Here is a 1,924-nt window from a genome sequence, read left to right as displayed (position 1 = left end):
GAAGTGTTTTCCCTTAAAGTATCTCATGCATCATGCTCCTCAAATCATTTTTCTTACATTTTAAATTCGCTTAGAAAACTTTGCAACAGAACCAACAGGTTCATTCGCTTTCTGCGTGATGTATGATCTTCATAAAGAGCATATACAATCTTTAGAAATACATCTAGCTTCATTTCCGTTTTAGTTTGCCCCGTCAAACCTTTAATAATCTTCTTTCTATCTATTCCTAACATTTTAGCAAATTTCCTCATAGACGTTTTTGCTAAAATTAAATCGTGCATATCAGTCATTATTTTTTGCAATTCATTTTCCATTAAAATTTTCCTTCCCCCTCTCCGAACATCAATCATCCACCCTAATTTTCTCAATGCTAACCTCTTGGAAACATGATATACTAAGATGGACTCATACGGGGCAGGTGTTTCCTACGCTATGGTTAGGTAAACGGTATAAGAGGAGTTTTCAGCTTGCACCTCTTACACACGCTTCTATGGGTCAATATTTATGTTCTTTTTTAATTTTCTTAATTATACCATAATTTCAAAAAAACTTTATTTTATCCCCCTGTTATGAAGTGACCTTTGTCAATAGTTTTTCACCCAAATTTTTTTGATGGCATACAAAAAAGCTTCAGAAATAAGATCTATCGACAGTTAACCACTCTGTTATTCGTGGATTGGTTAACTCAGGTTAATGGTCCGTCGTTAGGCTCTTATAATCTTATTGCGTGGATCACATCTTTTCACATTCTAATAAATAGCTTGTTTATCAGAATTTCAGCTGTGCCAGAAAAGGAGGAACATAGATAGCCAGACCTGTAATTCACTATCTCTGAAGCTCATCTATGCCATCAATTGATACCTTTGGTCTCTAACTATGCATCAATCAACTTCATATCCCTTCTTCTTTATTTTCGATGAATTTTACCTACTTCTAATCCCCAGATAAAACACCCCAGTTCTCTTGCAATCGCTGTAACGGCGACATTTCTAGGTTTCCCTTGATATATCATTCGATGATATTTTCTTTGTAACCTTTCTACAGCCTGATCCGCATAAGCAATCACTTCGCTTCGTTGTCCTTTTTGCCTTGCTTTCACGCGTTTCGATTTTAATCCGATTGTTCCTTTTACCAATGCATTTGCACATTCTACAAGTGTAGACCTAACGGTCGAATTGCCTTGTTTTGTAATCGAGCTTCGACTGATTTTCTCTCCACTTGAGCTTTCGCTTGGCGTTAATCCTACATAAGCCATAAATGCTTTAGCCGTGGGGAACCGAGTGAAGTCTGCAATTTCCACATGAACAGTCATTGCCGATGTTGTATCTATACCTTTTAAGCATCTTAACTTTGCGACTGGTTCTTCATATCTTTCACTATGAGATAATTCTTCTAACCTCAGACTAAACCGCTCAATTTTATCAACTAGAACATCATACTGTAATAGATATTCATCTAACGTTTCTTTGAATAATCCTTGTAAATCAAGATTCTTTAACCATTTCATATAAGCGATTGTCCAGCTTGATTTTCCTTCGTAAATATAGCCATGTCTTAAAAGGAATGCTTTTATCTGTTGTTTTATTTTTTTCAATGATGTTTTAAAATCACCTAACATGCGGATATACTCTTTCACGGCAACATCCTCTTCTTCTGGAACATATACTTCTTTATAGGTGCCATTCGCTAAATTAAGAGCAATCATTTTGGCATCGAATCGATCATTTTTCACCATTTTGTTTTTGGATGAACTATACATTGTTGTGGGAGCTAAAATATCACAATCAATCCCGTTTTTCTCCAAAAGATTATGGAGTGAATATCCTAAACGGTTCTGTTGCAAAGTTTTCTAAGCGAATTTAAAATGTAAGAAAAATGATTTGAGGAGCATGATGCATGAGATACTTTAAGGGAAAACACTTCA

1 protein-coding gene and 1 pseudogene are annotated in these 1,924 nt (G+C 35.4%); both read right to left on the bottom strand.

All coding sequences use genetic code 11. The features are described from left to right. Positions 1 to 53: 53 nt before the first annotated feature. Positions 54 to 368: a hypothetical protein gene (locus ATL10_RS30635; protein WP_258375854.1), complete on the bottom strand. Its 315-nt coding sequence runs from the start codon at positions 366 to 368 to the stop codon at positions 54 to 56. Positions 369 to 907: 539 nt separating this feature from the next. Beyond that, positions 908 to 1,828: pseudogene (locus tag ATL10_RS30630) on the bottom strand (IS110 family RNA-guided transposase); the annotation flags it as partial. Positions 1,829 to 1,924: the final 96 nt, after the last annotated feature.

It is taken from the genome of Bacillus sp. 196mf, assembly GCF_003217275.1.
Taxonomy (GTDB): Bacteria; Bacillota; Bacilli; order Bacillales; family Bacillaceae_G; genus Bacillus_A; species Bacillus_A thuringiensis_S.
This window is presented reverse-complemented; position numbering and strand designations above follow the sequence as displayed.